At 32.7% G+C, this 17,116-nt stretch carries 21 protein-coding genes; 16 read left to right on the forward strand and 5 right to left on the reverse strand.

Translation table 11 applies throughout. The annotated features are described in order from the left end of the window. Positions 1-101: 101 nt before the first annotated feature. The 16 genes from tssD to ACE94K_RS11280 all read left to right on the forward strand — a co-directional run bounded on the left by tssD (position 102) and on the right by ACE94K_RS11280 (position 11,621). Positions 102-773, forward strand: coding sequence for a type VI secretion system tube protein TssD (gene tssD / locus ACE94K_RS11205; protein WP_378184162.1), 672 nt, complete (start codon positions 102-104; stop codon positions 771-773). Between the two features lie 5 nt (positions 774-778). Then, entirely contained in the window at positions 779-2,224 is a 1,446-nt protein-coding gene (locus tag ACE94K_RS11210) for a hypothetical protein (RefSeq protein WP_378184164.1), read from the forward strand. Then, the gene (locus ACE94K_RS11215) at positions 2,221-3,066 is read left to right on the forward strand and encodes a hypothetical protein (RefSeq protein WP_378184166.1); all 846 of its coding nucleotides are present in this window, start codon (positions 2,221-2,223) and stop codon (positions 3,064-3,066) included. The genes ACE94K_RS11210 and ACE94K_RS11215 overlap by 4 nt, the downstream gene beginning before the upstream one ends. A gap of 45 nt (positions 3,067-3,111) precedes the next feature. Then, positions 3,112-3,978, forward strand: coding sequence for a hypothetical protein (locus ACE94K_RS11220; RefSeq protein ID WP_378184168.1), 867 nt, complete (start codon positions 3,112-3,114; stop codon positions 3,976-3,978). Between the two features lie 37 nt (positions 3,979-4,015). Beyond that, entirely contained in the window at positions 4,016-4,246 is a 231-nt protein-coding gene (locus ACE94K_RS11225; protein WP_378184170.1) for a hypothetical protein, read from the forward strand. A gap of 6 nt (positions 4,247-4,252) precedes the next feature. Then, the gene (locus ACE94K_RS11230; protein ID WP_378184172.1) at positions 4,253-4,789 is read left to right on the forward strand and encodes a hypothetical protein; all 537 of its coding nucleotides are present in this window, start codon (positions 4,253-4,255) and stop codon (positions 4,787-4,789) included. Then, a complete protein-coding gene (locus tag ACE94K_RS11235) occupies positions 4,767-5,384 on the forward strand; it encodes a hypothetical protein (protein WP_378184174.1) in 618 nt (205 codons plus the stop codon). Before ACE94K_RS11230 ends, ACE94K_RS11235 begins: the two co-directional genes overlap by 23 nt. Continuing rightward, positions 5,381-6,058 (forward strand): hypothetical protein, encoded by a 678-nt coding sequence (locus tag ACE94K_RS11240; RefSeq protein WP_378184176.1) that lies wholly within the window; start codon positions 5,381-5,383, stop codon positions 6,056-6,058. Before ACE94K_RS11235 ends, ACE94K_RS11240 begins: the two co-directional genes overlap by 4 nt. Continuing rightward, positions 6,059-7,021: a tetratricopeptide repeat protein gene (locus ACE94K_RS11245; protein ID WP_378184178.1), complete on the forward strand. Its 963-nt coding sequence runs from the start codon at positions 6,059-6,061 to the stop codon at positions 7,019-7,021. Beyond that, the gene (locus ACE94K_RS11250; RefSeq protein ID WP_378184180.1) at positions 7,018-7,788 is read left to right on the forward strand and encodes a hypothetical protein; all 771 of its coding nucleotides are present in this window, start codon (positions 7,018-7,020) and stop codon (positions 7,786-7,788) included. Before ACE94K_RS11245 ends, ACE94K_RS11250 begins: the two co-directional genes overlap by 4 nt. 20 nt (positions 7,789-7,808) lie before the next feature. Then, positions 7,809-8,012, forward strand: a complete 204-nt coding sequence (locus ACE94K_RS11255; protein ID WP_378184182.1) for a hypothetical protein — start codon at positions 7,809-7,811, stop codon at positions 8,010-8,012. Next, positions 8,009-9,106: a hypothetical protein gene (locus tag ACE94K_RS11260; RefSeq protein WP_378184184.1), complete on the forward strand. Its 1,098-nt coding sequence runs from the start codon at positions 8,009-8,011 to the stop codon at positions 9,104-9,106. The genes ACE94K_RS11255 and ACE94K_RS11260 overlap by 4 nt, the downstream gene beginning before the upstream one ends. Before the next feature lie 109 nt (positions 9,107-9,215). Further along, a complete protein-coding gene (locus ACE94K_RS11265) occupies positions 9,216-9,776 on the forward strand; it encodes a hypothetical protein (RefSeq protein WP_378171995.1) in 561 nt (186 codons plus the stop codon). 90 nt (positions 9,777-9,866) lie between these two features. Then, entirely contained in the window at positions 9,867-10,226 is a 360-nt protein-coding gene (locus ACE94K_RS11270) for a hypothetical protein (RefSeq protein ID WP_378171998.1), read from the forward strand. Positions 10,227-10,250: 24 nt separating this feature from the next. After that, a complete protein-coding gene (locus ACE94K_RS11275; RefSeq protein ID WP_378172001.1) occupies positions 10,251-10,667 on the forward strand; it encodes a hypothetical protein in 417 nt (138 codons plus the stop codon). Positions 10,668-10,694: 27 nt separating this feature from the next. Further along, complete coding sequence (locus ACE94K_RS11280) at positions 10,695-11,621, forward strand: hypothetical protein (RefSeq protein ID WP_378172003.1); 927 nt, start codon at positions 10,695-10,697, stop codon at positions 11,619-11,621. A 257-nt stretch (positions 11,622-11,878) separates the two neighbouring features. Here ACE94K_RS11280 and ACE94K_RS11285 read toward each other — a convergent pair whose 3' ends face one another. The 5 genes from ACE94K_RS11285 to ACE94K_RS11305 form a co-directional block, all read right to left on the reverse strand. Then, positions 11,879-13,732 (reverse strand): cystathionine beta-synthase, encoded by a 1,854-nt coding sequence (locus tag ACE94K_RS11285; protein WP_378172006.1) that lies wholly within the window; start codon positions 13,730-13,732, stop codon positions 11,879-11,881. 176 nt (positions 13,733-13,908) lie between these two features. Beyond that, entirely contained in the window at positions 13,909-14,385 is a 477-nt protein-coding gene (locus ACE94K_RS11290) for a hypothetical protein (protein ID WP_378172009.1), read from the reverse strand. A gap of 141 nt (positions 14,386-14,526) precedes the next feature. Further along, complete coding sequence (locus ACE94K_RS11295; RefSeq protein ID WP_378172012.1) at positions 14,527-14,721, reverse strand: hypothetical protein; 195 nt, start codon at positions 14,719-14,721, stop codon at positions 14,527-14,529. 48 nt (positions 14,722-14,769) lie between these two features. After that, positions 14,770-15,345 (reverse strand): cysteine hydrolase family protein, encoded by a 576-nt coding sequence (locus ACE94K_RS11300; protein ID WP_378172015.1) that lies wholly within the window; start codon positions 15,343-15,345, stop codon positions 14,770-14,772. A 21-nt stretch (positions 15,346-15,366) separates the two neighbouring features. Next, complete coding sequence (locus ACE94K_RS11305) at positions 15,367-17,094, reverse strand: FAD/NAD(P)-binding protein (RefSeq protein WP_378172017.1); 1,728 nt, start codon at positions 17,092-17,094, stop codon at positions 15,367-15,369. Between the last annotated feature and the right edge of the window lie 22 nt (positions 17,095-17,116).

The raw sequence follows: 17,116 nt of genomic DNA on the forward strand, positions 1-17,116 counted from the left end.
ATCGCGGGAAAATGTCCCTACATCGATTTCATATCATACGGAACGTTTGTGAACGTTATTTTTGATATTTTACGCCTTTCAAATCTCAAATTATTACGCCTATGGCCTTTCAGGCAAAATTATTTATCAATGACCAGGAGCGAAATGTGCTGGATGGTACATTTTTATACCAACAACTGATCGATCACAATGGCCGTCCTAAAACAACCATACACGGTGGAGGGATCACCTTACTGATAGAATCTACAAAGGATGATGAGTTGTTCTACGATTGGATGTTTTCTACGCATACAATGTACAATGGCTATGTACGTTTTTATAAACGGGATGGCTATAGCAAGCTTTTTGATTTTGAGTTTGCCAATTGTCACTGTATCCATTTAGAAGAAAAGTTTAATGCAGAAGGTAATAGCCCATTAAAAATGGAGTTGGTCTTGTCACCAGGAATCCAACGCGTACGAGATGTACTCTTTGAAAAAAACTGGAACCCCAGCAATCCTTTTACAGAAGCCGCCCCGATTACGGAAAGGGAGGAGGAAAAGGAACCTGATCCTCCTAAGATAACCGAAATGAAATGGATTGATGACGATGAGGCTACTGAAATTAAGGAAACCAATAACCTAAAAAAGGTTTTTTTATATGCTAAAGTAAAAAATATAGAAGAGGGAGAAGAAGTTAAAATTACTTTAGAAGACGGTGATGGTGATAGTAGTAATAATGTTGTTTTAAGAGGAATAGTCAATGAGAATGGAGAGGTAATTCTTAAAGAATAAAGCAAATGGCAGAAAATAATTCTAATAAAGAACAAAGGTCTACAACGTATATACCGAAAATAACATATAACGGAGAATCGTTGAATTATAAAGAAGTTCCAATAGTTATAAAGGAAGAAGAACCTTACGAATGTCCATATTGTAAGGAAGAAATCACAGCAGCTCAGATCAAACATGTTGTCCCAAAAGGAAATGATGCTTTTATCACAAAGGTGTTGAAATATTTAAATAAGTATAGAGAAGACTATAAGCTTGATACCTGTTTAAGAAAAGCTCATTTTATTGCTCAAATAGGAGCGGAAATGGCTTTTAAAGAAGAGTATCTTAAAGAGGGCACCAAATATCATCACTCTTCTTTACATATTTTTGATAATCATTTTAGTACTAGTAAACAGATAGATGATACCGTACTTAATTCATTAGAAAAGCATCTTACAGAAATATTCAAAATTACAGACAAAGATGGTAAAGTTATTTCCAAGACTAATACCCAGTTAAAGAAGATACTAAAAGACCAGAAAGTAATAGTTAACGAAAGAAAGCTTTATGGATATAATAATGGAAAGAACGACAAAGAAGAAACACTGAAAACAATTAAGAAAAAAGAGAAAAATAAAGAAGGAAAAGAAGTTGAGGTAGTTGATTTTAATATTGTTTTAAAAAAGCACAAAACTTTTGGTGTGGAACTTTTATCAAGAGTGTATGGGGGAAGATATGGTAATGGTGATGAGATGTCTAGAGATGGATATATATACAGGGGGAAGGGACTAAAACAGATTACATTTCACGATAATTTAAAAAGTTTTTCTGAATTTAGAAAGAAGAATCCATTTCCTGATGATACAAATGGAGAAATAGATTTCACAAAAATTACTGACCGTACTAAACTGAAAAGCAAGTCTGATTTACTAGCAGATTCTAGTGATTTAATTTTTGCAGTTCAATCTGCATTATGGTATTGGATGGAAGGAAATGGCAAAATTTATTCATACAGTGACGATGATAAAGTGTACGATGTGTCCAGAAGGATTAATGGAGGTAACAATGGATTAAATAATAGATATGATAATACTTTAAAAGCAAGAGAAGATTCAGGTTTTAAAGTATATAAGCATTATAGAGAATTGTATGCCAAAGGTACTCAGGAAGAAAAGGATGAAGTGGTGGCTAATTTAGAATATCTATCTAAGGATTTGATCAAAATTGATACTTCTATAAAGAAAGGGCGTCCTAAAAGGAAAGTTAATTTAAAGGATCCTAATGCGTCAGTATTGTTGGATAGATTAAAAAACTCTCCTGAAGTTGTAAAGATAGAACCGAAAGGAGTTAATTTTATACCTTTAGAATCAATAATTTCAGGACAAAAAATAACTCTTAAAACATTTACCTCTAGTGAAACTCAAAAAGGTAAAAAGAAATCGAAAAAAAAGAAGAAGAAAAAAAACAGATGATAAGCTTTTCAAAAAACACCCTGAAACTTTTACCGATCTTTTTAGTATTAGTTTTGTTCACTAGCTCCTGTAAGAGTCAAAAGTCAGTTGTTTCTAAGATAGAATTTAGGCCAGTTAGTTTTGCAGAAGACTGTAAGAAAACAGGGTCTTCTTTAAAATATAATTTACCTATTGTAGAGACTTCCAACGAAAACTCTAAAAATTTAGAAATAATTATTGTCCGAAAGTTATTGGATAATGATGTTTTTTTATTTTTAAATGACGAAAATATTGGAGAAATTGAAAATAAATCGTTATCTAATATTATCTATAAAGAACTGGGTTTAGCAAAAGTTAACTGTAATAGTGATGATGCTTTATCAACTTCAATAGAGGTTAATCACAAAATAAAACTTAATAATGACGGAATAATAAGTCTTCAGTTTTCAATTGTTACAATACAATCTAATTTTGAAAAATTTGATATAAATATAAATTACGATATTAACAATCAGCAAGAATTACAATTATTAGATATTATAAATGAAGAGGGAGTAAACTGGATTTTAAAAGAATCAAATCTCAGAATTGAAAATATCTTTGAAGATTTTATTTCCGATTACAAAATTCCTGAAGACGATAGAGAGGAAGTTAAGAACCAAAGTACTGAATTCGATTATAAATTAAGTGAAGAGTCTATAAAAGCAAGTTCTTTTAGTTTAGAAAAACTGGAAGGAGTTAAAGGTTTGAGATTGGATTATGATTTTCCTTTTGATAATCGTTATGTCAATATGTTAGAAAAACCGAATTTGTTTTTTTCTTTTGAAGAGCTCAAAACTTTTTTGATTAAATCTGAACAATAGAAACAGGTCTATCAAGGTAATAGCGAAATTGACAATTAAGAGGTAATGAGTATAATAAAAACAACTTTCATACTGATATGTTTCATAGGTCTTATTGTTAGTTTTAACCCTTGCAAAAATAGTACTAATGAAAAAGTAGAGTTGAAAGAATCTTCTGAGGAGATTTCAAAAAACACAATTAGTCAATCAGATCAGGAAAAAACAAAAATTTCAACTAATGATTTTCAAGGTTTTTGGGAGAGCTTTTCTGAGTACCTAGAACATGAGTCTGCATTTAAAGATTACAATAGCAATAAATATTATAAAGTTGTTAGTGGTCATAAAAGTTTGAATATCAAATTAATTAAAAAACAAATAAACAATAGTACGCTCAATCAGAATTATTTAGGTTTCTTAAATACAATTACCCGGGATTTGTATTCACAAGAACAGGAACTAGTAGATAACTTAAAAACTTCAGGAGATTTACTTGTCAGATTTGAAAAAGGATTAGAAAATTATAATAAAAGTAATGTTGAAGTAAGTAATAATTTCAATAGATATTTTGATGTTACAGAAATTTTTGAAGACGGTTTTGATTATGACGAAAAAGACAAAAAAATTAGTTTTAGGCTAATTTCATCCTTACCAATGGAGATTTTTAAGGTTTTAAAGACTAAGTCAGATAATGAAGGATTTGATTACATAAAAGAATTTGCTGTTGAAAAACAATCTAAGAAAATAAAGGTAATCTCCGACAAAACATTTTTTCATAACGGAATGTCATCAGCTACTAAGAGAAAAGCATTTTTGGTTAAAGGTGATATTGCTTACTTAGAGGCAATACAAGATGACTGGGTAAAAGTATATTACGACGGCAAAACAGTTTCCGGAGGATTTATTAAAAGATCGGATATAGAGATTTTAAAATGATATTAACCGTTATAAATTAATTAATTCCTGTCCTAAAATGGGGGAAGCTTATATAGAAGTGGATAGAGGAATTGCAGATGGGCATCAAGATCCTACGGACTTTGATTATAATCATTTCTATTCTATACTAAAGGAAAAAGGCGTTCCAATTGAGGAAATTTCTAAGTTTAATCACGATCGATATTGGGGTCACAAAACTTATAAAGTACCTTGGGGTAGAGACAAAACTAATTGGCCACCAAAACTTAATGGTAATCCACACAAATAATTAGATATGAGAATAAATCTGTTGCTATTATTTTGTTTCTCTATAAATTTAGTAAGTTGTCAAGAGAAATATGAAAAGGAAATAATTTTTCTAGGAGAATATAACGATGAAAATGATCTAAAAGTTTTTAAAGAAGATTCTGTAGTCTTTATGAATAAAGATTCTCTGATGCAGGTAGATCAATTTAAGCCAGCTGAGTTAGTTAAGATTATGGAAGCTAATGATTTGTACTTTATAGGGGAAGGAGATGAACCTTTTTGGCAATTTAGAATAAACTCTTCAAAGCTTTTCTTTAAAAAGTTTGATTCGGAGAAAGAAGAAAGTTTTTCCTGCAAATTTTATTACGATGAACAATCAGGTTTTAACTTAATGTTTAAATCAAATGATAATATGGCATTTGGCCTAATACGCAGAGTGGATCATAAATTAGAACCAGATAAATCTTGTTTGTTAGGATTATCCGATAACTATTTAGTTTATGAAACTTTTATTACAGTAAAAGGTAAAATGTATAAAGGATGTGCAAGTATTGATAAAAATTAGCTACATACTTTTTTTAAGTGCTTTTTTCCTTTTTTTAGGTTGTAGTCAAAAATCAAAAAAAATAGAAGTTTCTTATCGAGAAAAAGAAGCTAATCTCGAATTTCTTTTTGATAATACAGATCTTTCTTCATATAAAGATAGTATCCCAGTAAGAATAATTATTAGAAAAGCATTAGCTTTAAAAAGAAGTCAAACACATAACGTTCCAAAAGATGTAATGTTTAGTATTGATACATTATTTGGTCAAACAGCCAGTAAAGGGATTGGTTATGCAGTATTACCATACAAAAATGATAAAAGAATACGATTTCGCAAGTTTAAATTTGAAACTAATGAGTTTTATGATTTTGAATTTAAAATAATCTACAATACCATGATTTCTTTTCAACAAAAAAAAGACATTATCAAGAATTCTACAGAACAAGAATCCGAAGGAGAATATGACCAAGCTCTTTATTTGTTGAATAACTTAAAAGAAAATAAAAATCTAATAAATAAAATTATTCCTGACAGCTTGAAAGGTGATATAGCATTTAATATAGTCAACAAGGAAAAGGAGCATCAATTTTATCAGTACAAAAAAATTGATTTTTGAGAATTTTACCTACGATCATATGTTTTCTAATTATTCTTTGCTCTTGTAAAGAAAAGGACACGAATAAAATAGATTCTTCAAGCACAGAAAAGCAAGATTCCGGACTTCAAAGTAAAGACGGTAAGCTAATTTACGAAGACGAAAAAGTCAAAATCTATGCAAATCATAGTATAATAGAAGAAGGTGAAGAACGGTTGATTATATATTCTGATAGACAGGATACATTATTAATATTCGAACACGATGATGGTGGAAAGATTACTTTCCCATTTGCTTTAAATGATGAAGAGGAGACGTTTATCAATTTCTTTGAAGTTTGGGAAGGCAGTGGTTTTCTAAGTAAAAAGAACTTCTATCATTTAAATACAAATGACTATTCTCTTGATCCAGTTGTTGAGACGGAATTCAAAACTATGTTAAATGATGTGAAAAAAAGGTTTAAAATAAAAGACAGTATATATACAAGAACAGGAGAGTTGTATGAGAATTATGCTTTTGATAAGTCCTGTTTTAATAAAAATGGCGAACTACCATTTAAGTTGGTTTTGTTTAATCATGATCAACCAAGCCTTAATAAAGGTTTAGAAGGTTTTAAAACTTTAAATGGAATCTATAAATTTGAAAAGGATGATAATTATGTTTTAAAACCTGTATTCATAGACTTGATAGATTAAATGGTAAAAATTGTAAAATCAATATTATTGCTTAGTGCTTTAACATTTTTATTTTACACAAAGAATAACAACGAAAGCGTTTCTGGAAATCTATGGCAAAATTCTAATAGGAAACAAAGTTTATTAACTAACCTCAATGAATATCAGGTAACTAAAAAATGTTTCAAGGATCATTATAAAATTAGTCTGGATACCATCAAGCAAAATATTCTTATACAAAAGAACGATCAAGACTTTACAATACCTGCAACCAAATTAATAGAAGAAATCGCAAATAAGGAAATGGTTACGGATTTTATGATCGTTTGTAATTGTCTAACCGATGGTAATGGAATTAGTATTAATTATGAATTTGACTTAATTCATTATAAATATAAGTCCGTGCAACACAGAATTGTATTTAAGGAACAAGGCATTTTCCTGGACAAAGCATTTAATTTTTACAGTGATAGACAGCAGGAAACCTTATTTGGGAAAGCATATAATAGCAGAATACTTTATTCTTTTGATGACGCTGTTGATTTAGAAAGTGAGGCTACCCAATTAATAAAGTTTAGAAATTTTCAGGATGAAAATTATAAACAGCATATAGATCAATATTATAGCACTATTAGAGCGTTGTTTACTAAAGGTCAATTTGATCAAATGATATTGATGACTGATACTAGTGTACTTGGTATCGCATTAAATAATGTAGGAATTAAGGAAGCAATCACTCAGTATAACGATATAGCCTACTATCTAGAACAAGCAAAAGCCTATGAAGAAGCAGTATTTCTTTTAGAAAAGATTGTAGAGGAAGTTCCGGATAGAACGGTAGCCTATATTAATTTAGGAGATGCCTATTGGGGATTAGACGAAAAGGAGAAAGCTAAAGAAGCCTATAAAACCTACGTGGATCAAATGAAAACCAAGGGTAAAGAAGCTAAAATTCCTAAAAGAGTTTTGAAGCGATTGAAATGAGAAAAATAATATACCTAATTTTTGTTACCAATCAGGTTCTCCTGTCACAGACTCCCCAAATTGTCGAAAAAACAGTTGATACCATTTATTGTGATGATGGTTCTTATCAAGTAGTTGAATCTTTATCTTTTTCTACAGAAGGTAGTGGTATCGATAAAATAAAATCACAGCTCTTTAATAAAGAAGCTTATATAAAGGAATTTAAAGCATGTTGTCAAAATTCAATAAATGATAACCCCGAGTATCTTGAAGATTGTGAAGAGATACATACAAAAACCGAGATTCTGTATAGTAAAAATAATATAGTAAGTATTTCAGAAAATTATGATAGAGTTAATCTAAGATATCAATTAGAATTGTACCATAATTTTGATCTTATTACAGGAGAGTTACTGAAGATCGATGATTTGGTCAATAAGAATGGAATAGATTACATCATAGCAAAATGTTCAAGAAAAGTCGATTCTATTATTAGAGATTTAGTTGATACAGAGTACAGAGAATTGAAAAGAGAGGGTATTGAAGACGATCTTGGTATGAGAAGAGAATTTATTAAAGACTTAGAGTCAGAAGAATATCATCTTACCGCAGATAATCTGTCCAATTTTTATTTAGTTGAACGTAAAGATACTCCTCATTTGAGTATTGTATATTCTGATGTAATTATGCATTATGCTTCTCCTTACTTATTGTCAGAAGAAATAGTTTTTACATTTGATGAACTAAAATCATATCTAAAACCGGATTTTATCTATAGATTTTACTAATCTAGAACAAGCAAAAGCCTATGAAGAAGCCAGTATTTCTTTTAGAAAAGATTGTAGAGGAAGTTCCGGATAGAACGGTAGCCTATATCAATCTGGGAGATGCGTATTGGGGATTACAAGAAAAAGAGAAAACCCAAAAAGCCTATAATATTTATGTTGAGCAAATGAAAACCAAGGGTAAAGAAACTAAAATTCCTAAGCGGGTTTTAGAGCGGTTAAAATGAGAAAACTGAAAAGATTTTTATTGCTAATGTGTATAACGTCCTGTTTGATAGGATGCAAGCAAGACATTTCTGCGACCAACAATAATGTAATATCAGATGCTGATGTTAAAATAGAACTAATTAAAATCACTGACTCCATTGTACAAGATACATCTAATGAATTATTGGAGCTTAGAAAGAAGATGTATGCTCAATATAAAAAGAGTAAAGAAGAACTCTTACCTATCTACGTATCGTATTCTTATCAAAACACAAAAAATAAGTTAATCCATCTAGTGCCTTTAACAGATAGTTATCCATGGTCTAATCACGCCGATTCTTTAGTGGTAGCGCCCCATTATTTAAAAACTAATGCAATTGTAAATGACAATTACCATGAACTCGGTCCTGCATATAGAAAGCGATTTTTGGAGAGAATGAATATTTCCGGAAAACATAAAATATTTGCTTATCACGTGTCAAGTGACGAGGTGTTTACCTATAATGTGAATGATCAGCCCGTTGTCGCTATTCTAAGCCCTTATGAAACACAAGGCCCATTTAGGCAAGAGGATTACATAATAGGGTTTAATCTGGAGAGTGCCATACAATCCAACAATATTGGTAACGAATCTGTATTTGTTTATATTGGAGAAGAAAACCCATTTCAAAATGGACATCTTCAACCAATAATTTGGAATAAAACAGAATATTCATTTTTCAATTCATATCTCAATAATAAGAATGTTGCGAATATTAATAAGAATTTAATAAGACAGATTTACAATTTTTCTAAAGACAGTCTGGATTATTTTATGTTAGACATCGGAACAAAAGAGAAGAACAGTCTAAGGCAATTAGTTGTTTTTGATAAAAGTTCAAAGGTTCATATTATAGATATGTATTTTAATGAAGGAGAAGGTCGTTCTTACACTCCTATGGCAATCCACGGAGATAATGAAAGATTAGAAACCGAACAAATGACAGGAAAACTATTTAAAGATAGGCCATCAGTGTTTTTTGGATTTTTGTACCATTCTTTTGGTTGTAGTAAGATCAACTTTATAGATAAAGATAAAAATTTTGTACGTTTAAGGTGTGATAATAGGCATTGATATAAAACTAAACGTCTTTTTTTGGGATTTTTTATCTAAGACAAATGAAAACCAAGGATAAAGAAACTAAAATTCCTAAACGAGTTTTGGAGTTATTGAAATGAGAAAAATGAAAAGATATTTTCTGTTAGTATGTTTTACTTTGTTTGTAATTAGTTGCAAGCAAAACACTTCTAAAGTTAATAAGATTAATGAGTCTGATACAAATTTGACAATGGAAAGCACAGCTATAGAGAATAAAGTATCAGAAAAAAATGACTCAGTAAGTATTGAAAAGGCTTCTGTAACTGATCAAGATAAAGGAGTTGATACTATCGGGACAAATCAAAATCAGTGTCAGTTGTCGCTAGATGATGTTAAAAAATATGATAAACTCATACGATCTATTTATATAAATGATCCGGAGAAATTAAAAGAGGAGTTACACCTAAATGCGTTGGAGTTCACAGAAAATTTTTATGAACTATTGAAATCTAACTATGAATCTGAATTTAACGTTGAAACTTTTTATGAAGTCGATGCTGATTCTTGTGGTGGCTCTATTCACTATCATATACAAGACCAAATAGAAGAAGAAGGAGAAATCTATAATGTAGAGTTTTCCACGATGTTAATCATTAAATTGATAGGTGCTAAATTAGTCATTGTAGATATCGGGGTAGCTGGTTGAGTTTTGGATAATAGTATTAAATATTGGAACTCATATTTTGATAGTAACTTATAGTGAAATATTCATTCACGAATAATTTAAATAGACTAATTGAAAAATTTTATTAAACATATTTGTTTCGCTTGTATACTTCTCTGTAGTTTTTCTAACTCATTTGGTCAGAGTATTTTTTACGTAACTGCACAAAATGGTTTGATCCTTAGAGATCAACCTACTACCGGAGGAAAATACTTGGGTAAACTGCCCTTTGGAACAGCCGTTGAAGTTATCAAGCAAACCGGAAAATTTTCAACCATCTTAGATGGCAACGACAACATAAAAGGAGAGTGGTTTATCATAGATCCGATCTATCCATCAGGCATAGATTATGATAAGGAGTTGTTTGTGTTTGGTTTTTATCTACAACCGCAAAAAGACTTTATACAAATGACACGTAAAAAGTTAACGTAACATCAGTTAACAAATGAATATGATTTGCGTACCGACAATAACCCTTTTTACATCAAAGGTGATTTTAATGGAGACACCGTGGAAGATCATATTATTCTTATTCGGGAAAAAAATAAAACTACTGAAGGAGAAACAGCATTTGGTAAGATTGCTATTATCTATGAAGGAAATGATCCAAGAATTGATGTTTTAGGTAATGCAGATGATCCCTTGGGGGAATCTGATTATAACTGGGTAGGTCATTTTAAAAAAGTTCCAAAAGGGTCTATAATTTGGTCTAATTGGGATGAAGAAAAACAAGACTTTATAACAAATGATCCACCGGAAAAGAAAAAACATGTATTAAAAACAGATGCCTTCTACATCCATTACTTAGAATCTTGTGGAGGAGGTTTTATCTATTTTGATAACGGAGTTTATAAATGGTTACAATCCGAATAAAAATGTCAGTTTAAAAATAAATCACTTTTGAAAAACATATTAGTATTATCAATTCTTGCCCTTCTTTTTTCCTGTAACTCTCAATTAGAAAGGAAAGATGCTAATAAAGACGGTATCACCATTTTAGCTGATGGTACTAAAGTAGAAAATGCCGTAGAAAGCGTTTCGGAAAGAGTAGAAGATGCTGTAGATAGGGCAGAAGAGCCTTCCACAGCAAAAGAAGAAAGAGAAGAAACAGAAACAGAGACAGATAAATATACAGAAAGGGAAGCCTTTATACCTTCACCTTTTATTGCCAAAATTTTAGAACAATTGGGTGTAAAACCTGTTCAGGTTTATGAGGAGTTTGTAGTACAAAAGGTATTGCCTTATGATACCGCCAGTACTGTGGTTGTGATCCCTACAATTGCCAGCTTAGAATATGATGGCGATGTTTTTACGCTGAATAGTTATGTGTTGGTAGTAGATTCTGAAACAGTCAAAATCAAGCAACAGTTTTATGAGTCTGAGAGCTGGCAATCTGATGCGGTACGTCTTGCAGAAGTATCCGTTGATACAGCCAATTATCAGGTTGCGGATGATCAAAGAGCTTTTGGGATTACACTTTATTATATTGGAGCTTCCAGACCAAATCCCTACAGTACTAAAACACTTTCTCTATTTATTCAGGAAAAGGACAAACTAGTACGAGTATTAAATGCTTTCGAAACGCAATCACATTGGGGTGAATGGGATATGCAATGCACAGGAGAGTTTATCAATGTTGATAAAGTGCTGATTATGGCTGCGAACCAATCTGAAGGATTTTACGATATATTGGTTAATGTGAAAACTACGACCAGGGAAACTTTTGAGAAAGGAGAAGATGACTGTGATGAAAAAGAAACCACTCAAAAATCCAAACAACTATTGCGATATACCAAGGGTGTCTATCAACTGTACAAAGTATCATAAAATTATGAGATGCTGAAAACGAGTTTAGGCTTGACACCAAGAAAAATTACGGATAGTAAAAAAAGAATAATGCATTCTTAAAATTGAAGAGAAAGATGTTTTTTCCTTTGCTTTAGTAGACACTATCCCTTTTGCAGATTCATCCTATGTGACACTGAGCTGTCACACTGAGCCTGTCGAAGTGCGATCAAAGTGCTGTCCAAATACTACCAATATCGCTGGTAAAGTATTGCAAATAGTAGAAACAACAAAGCATACTACTCGATACTCTCTACAAAATCCCTAAAAACTTCTTTATGCAGCTCCAAATCCATGTTTGCAGACAACGCTACACGTACAATATAATCTTTGTCACCTTCTTTGGTGGTTCCCTGGGTAGATGTGGCGGGGATGGTCCAATAACACCCTTTTAACTGTCCATAACTCACACAGAACTTACTTTCGTTAGGAATTTTGTCGATCATTAAGTGGATCAATTTTAGATTTAAAGCTCTTTTGTAAAACTCTTTTTCTTCTTCTGTAGCGCCTTTGGTGGGTAAATCTAACGAAAAAACGGAAGGCGTAAAACCTTGTGCAGCAAGCTCCGTAGAAACAAAGTTGATTTTCGCATCCGGTAATTCTTTTTGAATAAAGGTTACAAATTCGCGCGTATTCTGATATGCATCAACAATCCTTTGGTTCATAGATGGCAATTGTTCTGCCAATATTTCCAGTTGCAAGTCGGTGGCTTCGTTATCACAAAGTTGTAGATGCAAGGCAATCTTTTCCATCAATGCTTCCGATTTTTTGTTGGTCACACAATAGCCGGCTGTGCATCGTCCACCACTGGGAAATTTAGAACCGCTTACATACGCAATGGCGTTTACGGTAGAAAGTATATTATTTTCTCCCAGGAAATGTACATTGGGACAAAAGGTTTGATCCAAAATAAAAACCGGCTCTACAGCAGGGGTTCCATCAGGTGTAAAACGTTGTTTGCTTAATGCATCTCTTAATTTTTCAAGATCAGGAACTTCAACTCTGGGGTTGGTCGGAATTTCTGCAATGATATATGGCACTGCATCTTGCTGCGCAATTGCATCTAATACTTTATTAACACTTCGAACCATATCATTATCACCATCCACGGGTAAATCCATAATTTCTACCTGATCCAGACAAGCGGCAACACGTCTGGCCTGGTCGTTGGTACCCCCATAACAGTTTGGCGGAACCACAATTTTGATAGCCTTTCCGCTATGTTTTTCAATCGCATCATGAATTAACCCCATCATGATCGCATATTGTATGGATAAGCCACTGGATCCAACCACCGGTGTGGTATGGGTATTTGTTATTTCATTAATGCACCTCAATACCTTTTTTCTATGATTTTCTACATCGGTTTCGGGATACTCAGTGAGAGATTGAGATTCTGAAACGAATTGCTGTAGCGCCACCAATGTATTGGCGGGAGTCATGGCGATGGTTTCTCTTCGTCTCACATGCTGTATTTCGGAAATATAAGATTGGTTATGCTTACCGTTTACTAATAACACACTTCCTAAATGGTGATGGTAATTGATGTAAAAATCTACCTTTTGGTCAAGGTCAAAATTACAAATGTCATCTTGTTGTGAAATCAAAACTGTACTACCGTCAAACTCAGGAATCGCAGCTGTATCAGATATTTTCTTTAAATCAAAGGTATATCCGTAGATCTGTCTTATGATTTCGGCATCAAACGTATCAGGGATTTCATCGGTGTAAACAATCTGCGTATTTTTATTAATAAATACATTTTTTCTAAGTACCGCAAGTATAGGGATCGTTTTAGAAGAAAAGCTGATCACATAATCTGCATTTAGGTGATGTGTTTTTGCAATGGTCCATTCTAGCACACAAGATAAAGGATGACCTAATCGTATATAATCAAAAGCAGTTGGCAAGGCACTTAATGCAGAGGTATGCGAATTGTTGTCGTTAAGTAGACTTTCAAACTGGATTAAAAACTGTGTTTTGGCCCTTTCTTCATTATAGATATCCAATCGATGTGTTGTAAGATTCAGCCAGTCAGCAGGCATGTTTTTTAGTACATCTTTGATATAGGACGGTATATTTGTGTCTTGCATAATGGTAACCTTCAAAATGGGGCGTAAGATACGTTATTTAGATTTTTTTTAATGCGTATTTAGACGGTTGATTATCATATTCCTAACAATTTTTGGTAAGGTCCGTTTAGAAAACCGAAGCCTGTTTATTGCTATTTTGATACCCAAAGTTTAACGAGGTATCTCAGTGTGTTCGTCTAGTCTTTAAGAGATGTTTTTCTATTTCTGAAAATAAGAATGCTTACGATGGTTCCAACCGCATAACCTATCGGTAGAAAAGCATCGAAATCTAAGGATTCTATACTAACAGTATTGTCAATTCCGGCTTGTATATTGAATTCTGAAAGTCTTTTTAATCGATAGTTCAATAGTACGATTGTCAATTGCCAACTTAGGATACCACCACCAATGATTAACAAATAGGTTAGTATTTTTTGCTTGAGATTTTCAAGATCGGTGAAATATTTAGTGGATACATAAAGTAATGGAATTGCTCCCAAGGATGTCGCAAAGTAGAGATGTTCAGAAAATCGCCCACTGATTGAACTACTAAATATCTCTACATCTCGTTTATCTAAAAAAACAAAGGAAAGATCGAGAAAATAGGGATATACCAAAAACCCAACAATGATCAAGACTAGTATGAATCCTAGGTACAAAAAAAAGCTTTTCATTTTTGGCTATTAGGTGAACAAATATACAAATCCATTGTAAGACTACCTTTGTCATTCTTCCGTAACCCAGGATCCGTAAAAAAGTATGAGATACACTATGGATTCCCGTATTTACTGGAATGACAAGGTGAACATAGCTTATTAGTGTTTTTTAGATGGGGCAGGTCTTTTTCCAGAACTCCAAACAACATATAGAAAAACCAATATAAAAATAACTACTTCAAACAGCGTTAGATCTTCTCCAAAAAAGTACGAAACTCCAATGTAAACAATTGTTAGTAAGGTAACGATCCTCACAGTCAAGTTTTTTTTAAGAAATTCTACTATTTTACTCATGTTGTAATTTCGTTTTTCGGAATTCTAAAATAATGAAAATAAAAACATCTAATCAAAAGCTTTGATCAGTTCTTCGGTCTTTACGATTGTTGCAAACTCATCTTTTAAGTTGGCAATTTCTATATCGTGTACTATTTGGGCACTGTAATGATCGCCATAAGCACCTATCTTGTCAAAGGCCGCTACGCCGTCTTCAATCAGGAATACATTAAATCCGTAGTTAGATGCCATTCGGGTGCTGGTAGACACGCAATGTTCTGTAGTAAGTCCTACGATTACCAGATTTTTTATAGCTGCTGTTTCTAGTTGCGCTCTGAGATCCGTACCGATAAATGCACTGTTTACATCTTTTTCAATGACGGGTTCGTGATCCCCAGGCACAATAAAATCCTGAAAATCATTACCAGATTTCCCTTTAGCTAAAGGAGATTCTGGGTTGCTAGAGCAATGTTTTACATGATAGATGGGTAGCTCTGCTTCTCTCCACTTTCTTAGCAAGGCTTCGATATTTTTTTCTGCTTGTGGGTTATTACGTTCGGTACCATAATATCCGGGACTGTTAATGCCTTTCTGCACGTCTATCAGCAACAGTGCCGGGTTGTCTTTTTTGGTTAGTGATATCATATATTGATATTTTCTTTAATTCTATATTCTTTCTACTGCAGATTCTGCCCATTGCTCTATTCTTGATCCAAAACATTCCAGAATAGCATCAACACCTATAACACTTCCTTTGGCAAGACGCCCTAATACAGAAAGTGGTATACTTTCAGCTTCATTTGGCAATATCACACAACCATCACTCCGCGTATGAATGCCTAACTCAGAATGCATGGGTGCTATGATATCGTTAGACAGTAAGTTTTTAACTACTGATGATTTTACCTCTAATAATTGTGGAGGATCTAATACACTATTTACCATCACTTGTACTATTTGTTCTTCTTCTCCAGATTGTAATTTCCAACCTTCCGAAATCAATCTTATGTCTGGATTATCCACAAAATCGAGTCTAAGTATATTGGCTTTCACAAGGGCTATAACTTGCTGCATACTCTCTACCGGAGGTCCATAAGAGTAGCGTTTAATTCGCTCATCTAATGAAATGACATCTTGTATAATTTCATCAGTAAGACGAGGATGAGAAAATTCTTTATAAAGTGTGGGTTGGCAATGACGCCAAACCTGCCCAATACAGTAATCCAACGAAATAGGAACTTTGCCAAGAGCCATGTTGATATACGCTTCGATATTCACACTTGGCGGGTTATCAATAGGCTGAATGAGTTGATCTTGATGTTTTTCGTCTGTAAGCCATTTGATAATTATGCCACTTATTTCGGATACATCTATATTATGAGGAACACTTTTTTTACCTAAGTCTTTATAAATGCGTACTGCTATTGTTGCAATGGCATTTTTTAAAAACTGAATATCAAATACTTTTTGAGATCCCTGAGCAACTTCTCTAATCAAATATCCAAAGGTTTTAATTTCTGAATCAGTTGGCGTAAACCACTTATCAATAGTAGCATTAATAGGTTTAGGAACCATAGGATTACCGTCTAATGAAAAAGGAATGATGCACCTTGTGGTGTTTCTACCGGGATTGTAAGTACACTGTAACGTCTTTTCATTTGTTATAGTAAAAGAACCACCACTGGCAATAGTTAAAGCTCTCATCACATCAATCATTGCCAAACCAAAACCTCTAATGCCAATACAAGTGTCTGGAGAGCTGATAGAAGTATGGAGAATATTTTTTACGGGATATGGATTCGTAAAAAGGTCAAGATGGTGATGTGTTGCATGCTTTTTCCATTGTTGTAATTGATCTGATAAAGTAGTAGGTTGATGTCCTATTGTTAAAACTATTTCATTAAATTGATAATTGATGTCATTAGTATCTTTAATTAGGAATTTATTTTGCTTAAAATCAACGGTAAGTATTTTCGTGTTTATTAAAATAGCAAGTTTTGCTTTTTCGAGTACAATAAAAATAGACTCGAATCGTAAATTTAAATAATTTCCGAGTTTTCTTCTTGGTGGAAATTGATCAGGAGCATCTTCTGGAGGGTTTTGTTCTTCTATCGGAAGCCAATCTGTGTACGAAGGAAAAGGAGGTATGCTAAATCCATTTAAGTATATGGCTGGCCTTCCTTGTAGATTTTTTAATGCTCTTTCGGTAATATTTAACCAATTAGTATCAGACTGATTTATGTTCCAGGCAGTTCCTGTAGCCGGTACTTCAGAAGGTTCAAATAATGTGATCTGAATTTTTTTGTGTTCTTTGGTTTTAGCAATTTCAATGCACAAATTCTCTAATGCCGAAAGTCCACGTGGTCCAACCCCAATTATAGCTAATTCTCTCATGAATACTACACTTTAAAATCAA

Origin of the sequence: Aquimarina besae, from assembly GCF_042434905.1 — a bacterium.
Lineage (GTDB): Bacteria > Bacteroidota > Bacteroidia > Flavobacteriales > Flavobacteriaceae > Aquimarina.